Genomic DNA, 1050 nt, shown 5'->3' with positions numbered 1-1050 from the left:
CTAGAGCGTTTCATATTTTGACGGAAGCGTAGCCTGCGTTTTCGAAGTAGTTCTTGCATTCGGCTGCCTCGATGGTTTCGACGAGGTGGCCGATGTGGCGCCACGTGTCCTCGACGGTGCGTTTCTGAGCTTGTCGCATCCAGTGTTTGATCTTGGCGAAGGCCTGCTCGATCGGATTGAGGTCCGGCGAGTAGGGCGGCAGATACCAAAGCCTGGCGCCGGCAGCTTTGATCGTCTGCCTGATGGCCGCCGACTTATGGCTTCCCAGGTTATCCATGACCACGATGTCGCCGGGCTTCAGCACGGTGATGAGCTGCTGCTCGACATAAGCACGGAAGCATTGGCCGTTGATCGGTCCGTCGAAGACGCAAGGTGCTGCGAGCCGGTCCCAGCGTAGTGCACCGAGGAAGGTCAGCGTGCGCCAGTGGCCGTGTGGAGCCAAGCCGCGCAGCCGTTTGCCTTTCGGCCCCCAACCTCGCAGTGGAGCCATGTTGGTCTTGATCCAGGTCTCATCGATGAAGACCAGGCACTGTGGATCGAGACCGCTTTGCCAAGAGCGCCATCGCTGGCGCCTGCGGGCAATATCGGCACGCGCCTGCTCAAGGGCGAACAGAGTTTTTTTTGAAGCTCAGGCCTTCGCGGCGCAGGAACAGCCACACCGTATTGTGCGAGACCTTGACCCCGCGAGCATCCAGCTCGTCCTTCAGCCGACGCAGCGTCAGTTCAGAGGTCTGATTAAGCCGCTCCATAATGAAGGCCCGATGCGGCTCAAGGACGCGCTTGCGATGTCCGCCCATCTTGCCCGGCGCCACCGAGCCAGTGGCACGGTAACGCTGCGACCACTTCACTACAGAGGAAACCGCAACGCCAAAGCGCGAGGCAACCGCACGGCAGGTCTCCCCGTCGCCAACCGCCGCTACTGCACGCTCACGAAGATCATTTGAAAGCGCTCGCGTCATCAGATGCTGGCCTCCAATCCAGCCAGCATCTTGAATCACAAACATCCGGCTTTGGGAATCCTACGATTCTCTCAAAATAGGAATCGCTCTA

1 protein-coding gene is annotated in these 1050 nt (G+C 59.5%); it reads right to left on the bottom strand.

Annotation, left to right across the window (positions count from 1 at the left end):
• Nucleotides 1-10: 10 nt before the first annotated feature.
• Nucleotides 11-959, bottom strand: a protein-coding gene (locus NKH97_RS33220) for an IS630 family transposase (protein WP_031249521.1) whose coding sequence is annotated in 2 segments (ribosomal slippage) — nucleotides 11-622 and nucleotides 624-959 — 948 coding nt in all. Because the reading frame shifts where the segments join, the coding sequence is not laid out codon by codon here.
• Nucleotides 960-1050 lie beyond the last annotated feature (91 nt).

The organism is Mesorhizobium sp. M0870 (assembly GCF_040319775.1).
Classification (GTDB): Bacteria; Pseudomonadota; Alphaproteobacteria; order Rhizobiales; family Rhizobiaceae; genus Mesorhizobium.
Note: the sequence above shows the minus strand (reverse complement) of the source record. Positions and strands in the feature narration are given on the sequence as shown.